Raw genomic sequence first — 3,976 nt, 5'->3', positions numbered from 1 at the left:
GTGGGGAAAAGCGCCTTTAAAAGTCCGACTTTGGACTCTTTAAGAATCCCTCGGATTTATCCGTAGGGAGTATCAAATCAAACATCAGCCTCCGGTTTCCGTGGGCTGGGCAATCTCGCAGTAATGCTGCAGTAGCGATCGCTCGAGTCATTTATTTTTTTTATTCACGTTTTGCGACCAAAACTGTCTATTTGTACGTTTGCGCCTACAGAATCCTTGGCAGAATCGCTCTCCCCGTATTTGGGAGGCGATGGCTATGTGGTGAAAAATTTTCAGATTATCGAGGAGTTTGTGGCTTTTGTCGAGGGTCAAAAGCAACAGCTCGACTGTTTGATTTTACAAGCTGATGCCCAGTTGAATTCCCTACTGGCGGCGTTGGGTCAACGCGGGATCCTATTACCTGCCGCGATCGCTCATCCTGATTCCCCCACTCCCCCCACTTTGGATCCGCCAACCGATTTAGACCTCACTGACGCCAAAGTGGGATCGGTTCCCACCGCGAACAATGGCAATCCAGTTACCCCGGAGGTGGTTTATCACCGGGCGGAAGTCCATTTTTCTTGGGCGCAAATGAGCGAAGTCCAGAGGTTTGTGGAACGCGCGATCGCTCAATTCCTCGACCTATGTGCCTCCGCCAACCTCGCCGACAACATCAAACAGCCACCAGACTCCAACAGCGACCTCTCAACTCAAGCTTTCCTCGTGCCTCAGCAGCGGCGTCTGGCCGAGAAATTGAGGGAAAGATTAGGATACCTTGGCGTGTACTACAAACGCAAACCAAAATATTTTCTTCGCAATCTGCCTCCCGCCGAACGGCAGCAGTTTTTAGCAGAACTCAAATCCGATTATCGGGAAATTGTTCTCAACTATTTTGATAACGATAACACCCTCAATCAACAAATTGATGACTTCGTTAACACCGCTTTCTTGGCAGATGTCTCTGTCACCCAGCTCGTAGAAGTTCACATGGAATTAATGGATGATTTCGCCAAACAGCTCAAGCTGGAAGGTCGCAGCGAAGAAATTTTGCTCGACTACCGCTTGACATTAATTGATATAATAGCTCATCTGTGTGAAATGTATCGGCGGTCTATCCCCCGCGAGTCTTGAACTGGCAGAGTACCCCGCTGACCCCTGTCTTTAATCTTATAAACTGCTAACTCCTGAATGTATGAGTGCCTCAAAAAAAACCTATGTCCTCAAACTGTACGTGGCGGGTAATACCCCCAACTCGGTTCGGGCTTTGAAAACCCTAAAAAACATCCTAGAACAAGAGTTTGAAGGCGTCTACGCTCTGAAGGTCATTGATGTATTGAAAAATCCCCAACTCGCCGAAGAAGATAAAATCTTGGCCACCCCCACGTTATCAAAAATTTTGCCCCCACCGGTTCGCAAAATCATCGGCGACCTCTCCGATCGCGAAAAGGTATTGATCGGCTTAGATTTGCTCTACGAAGAACTGCGCGAACAAGACCCGGACTTTTATTATAACAATGAGCAGACCGAATAGGCACCCTTGCTGATTTGTCCTCGGTCACTTGTTCAAAGATGAATCCAGTAGGTCCCCCACATGATTTGCCCCCTTGCTTCACTCTATCAACCGCCAAAGCGATCGGAAATTCGTTAAAGCTGATGGCAAGCTGGATGAATTGTAGTAAAATTTCCCAGTTATCCCGAGTATTCTATCTTTTTTTAGCACCAAAGCTATGACTCTGAATCACCAAAATGAACAAGGAGAAGAACGTCTTCCCACAGGAGTCCAGAAAATCCGCACCATGATTGAGGGCTTTGATGACATTAGTCATGGCGGAATGCCTGTGGGACGCACCACCTTAGTCAGCGGCACCTCTGGTACGGGGAAAACATTATTTGCCATTCAATTTCTCTATAATGGCATTACCTATTTCGACGAAGCCGGCGTCTTCGTTACCTTTGAAGAATCTCCCAGCGATATCATTAAAAATTCCTATAGCTTTGGTTGGGATTTGCAAAATTTAATCGATCGCGGCAAACTGTTCATTCTCGATGCCTCCCCAGACCCGGAAGGACAAGATGTGGTCGGTAATTTCGACCTCTCTGCCTTGATCGAGCGCATCCAGTATGCCATTCGCAAATACAAGGCCAAACGAGTCTCCATCGACTCCGTAACCGCAGTATTTCAGCAATATGATGCCGCCTCCGTAGTCCGCCGGGAAATCTTTCGCTTGGTCGCCCGCCTCAAACAAGTGGGCGCAACCACGATTATGACCACCGAACGAGTGGAAGAATACGGGCCAGTCGCCCGCTTTGGCGTGGAAGAATTCGTCTCCGATAATGTGGTTATCGTCCGCAATGTTTTGGAAGGAGAGCGCCGCCGCCGAACTCTGGAAATCTTAAAACTGCGCGGCACTACCCACATGAAAGGAGAATATCCATTTACTATCACTCACGAAGGGATTAATATCTTTCCCCTCGGGGCCATGCGCCTCACCCAACGCTCCTCCAATGTCCGCCTCTCTTCCGGCGTCAAAACCCTCGACGAAATGTGCGGCGGCGGCTTTTTCAAAGATTCAATTATTCTCGCTACAGGTGCGACGGGTACCGGCAAAACCTTATTGGTAAGCAAGTTCCTCGAAGATGCCTGTGTCAACGGCGGTCGGGCCATGATGTTTGCCTATGAAGAATCCCGCGCCCAGTTGTTGCGAAATGCCTATTCTTGGGGAATTGATTTTGAAGAACTGGAAAAAAAGGATTTGTTGAGAATTCTGTGCGCCTATCCCGAATCTGCCGGGTTGGAAGACCACTTGCAAATGATTAAAACCGAAATTGCGGATTTTAAACCGGCTAGAATTGCGATCGATTCTCTGTCTGCTTTGGCTAGAGGAGTGAGTAATAACGCTTTCCGCCAATTTGTGATTGGGGTAACGGGATACGCCAAGCAAGAGGAAATTACCGGGTTCTTTACCAATACTACGGACCAGTTTATGGGCGCTCATTCGATTACCGAGTCCCATATTTCTACGATTACTGACACGATTATTATGTTGCAGTATGTGGAAATTCGCGGCGAAATGTCCCGGGCGATTAATGTGTTTAAAATGCGCGGGTCTTGGCACGATAAGGGGATTCGCGAGTACACGATTAGCGAGAAAGGTCCGGAAATTAAAGATTCGTTCCGCAACTACGAACGGATTATTAGCGGTTCTCCCTCCCGCATCGCCGTGGATGAAAAAAGCGAACTGTCCCGCATCGTGAAAGGCGTGCAAGGCAAAGGCGGTGATGAAGGGTAATTCTCGCCCATAAAAATGGGGCGGTTGGTTAACCAACCGCCCCTCTTTTGGAGCTTTTCAACGAGCACGGAGGGATTTGAACCCCCGACCCTCAGAACCGGAATCTGATGCTCTATCCACTGAGCTACGTGCCCTAACGTTCTCTTACTATAACACGCTTTTCCCGCAATGGCGATAAGTAAAAATACTTATTTTGGCTGGGCAGGGGCCGCAAGGCGGGAATGGGCGGCGGTGGCGCGATCGCAGAATTATTGCCGCTGTTTGGCTTGAGTTTGCATGGGTTGAATCGGGCGATCGCAGTTTTGCAGGGGCGATCGCCCCCTCCGCAACCGGGTAACGCGCACTCCTTGAGGCGATCGATTTTGGCAACCCAGGGAGATAGCATGGGGGAAAGTCGCGCCACTTGGCAGCATGGGGCGCGCAGGGGTGAGCCATCGTTGAAGGCACAGCGATCGCGATCGTTGGCCAGCGTCGAGAAAGTTCCCTCGACATTTACGATTCCCAAACCCTAGTCACTTGTGACTCGTTCCCCCCAGAAGGTAACGCCGAATGCCGAGGCTCCTCCTCCCCCGAGTCAAGCAAGCCGAATCGGCACGCTTGCTTAAAATACGACCCAAACTTTCAGCCCTAGAACCGTCAGGGACTCCGTAGAAACCAACCCCATGTCTAAAGCCAGGGGCTTGTACTTCTAACCACCTGACCAGCCT

General features: G+C 49.6%; 4 protein-coding genes and 1 tRNA gene. 4 read left to right on the top strand and 1 reads right to left on the bottom strand.

Annotated elements, in window-relative coordinates; all coding sequences use genetic code 11:
- Positions 1-171 precede the first annotated feature (171 nt).
- The 3 genes from AC0QH1_RS18720 (at position 172) to kaiC (ending at position 3,269) form a co-directional block, all read left to right on the top strand.
- Complete coding sequence (locus AC0QH1_RS18720) at positions 172-1,110, top strand: circadian clock protein KaiA (RefSeq protein WP_324632783.1); 939 nt, start codon at positions 172-174, stop codon at positions 1,108-1,110.
- 61 nt (positions 1,111-1,171) lie between these two features.
- Positions 1,172-1,510 (top strand): circadian clock protein KaiB, encoded by a 339-nt coding sequence (gene kaiB / locus AC0QH1_RS18715; RefSeq protein ID WP_324632782.1) that lies wholly within the window; start codon positions 1,172-1,174, stop codon positions 1,508-1,510.
- 196 nt (positions 1,511-1,706) lie between these two features.
- Complete coding sequence (kaiC, locus tag AC0QH1_RS18710; protein WP_324632781.1) at positions 1,707-3,269, top strand: circadian clock protein KaiC; 1,563 nt, start codon at positions 1,707-1,709, stop codon at positions 3,267-3,269.
- A gap of 61 nt (positions 3,270-3,330) precedes the next feature.
- Here kaiC and AC0QH1_RS18705 read toward each other — a convergent pair.
- Positions 3,331-3,403, bottom strand: a tRNA-Arg gene (locus AC0QH1_RS18705).
- 87 nt (positions 3,404-3,490) lie between these two features.
- On the opposite strand from AC0QH1_RS18705, the gene AC0QH1_RS18700 reads away from it, so the two are divergent.
- Positions 3,491-3,781, top strand: coding sequence for a hypothetical protein (locus tag AC0QH1_RS18700; RefSeq protein ID WP_324632780.1), 291 nt, complete (start codon positions 3,491-3,493; stop codon positions 3,779-3,781).
- Positions 3,782-3,976: the final 195 nt, after the last annotated feature.

Source organism: Phormidium sp. CCY1219 (genome assembly GCF_055795085.1).
Note: the sequence above shows the minus strand (reverse complement) of the source record. Positions and strands in the feature narration are given on the sequence as shown.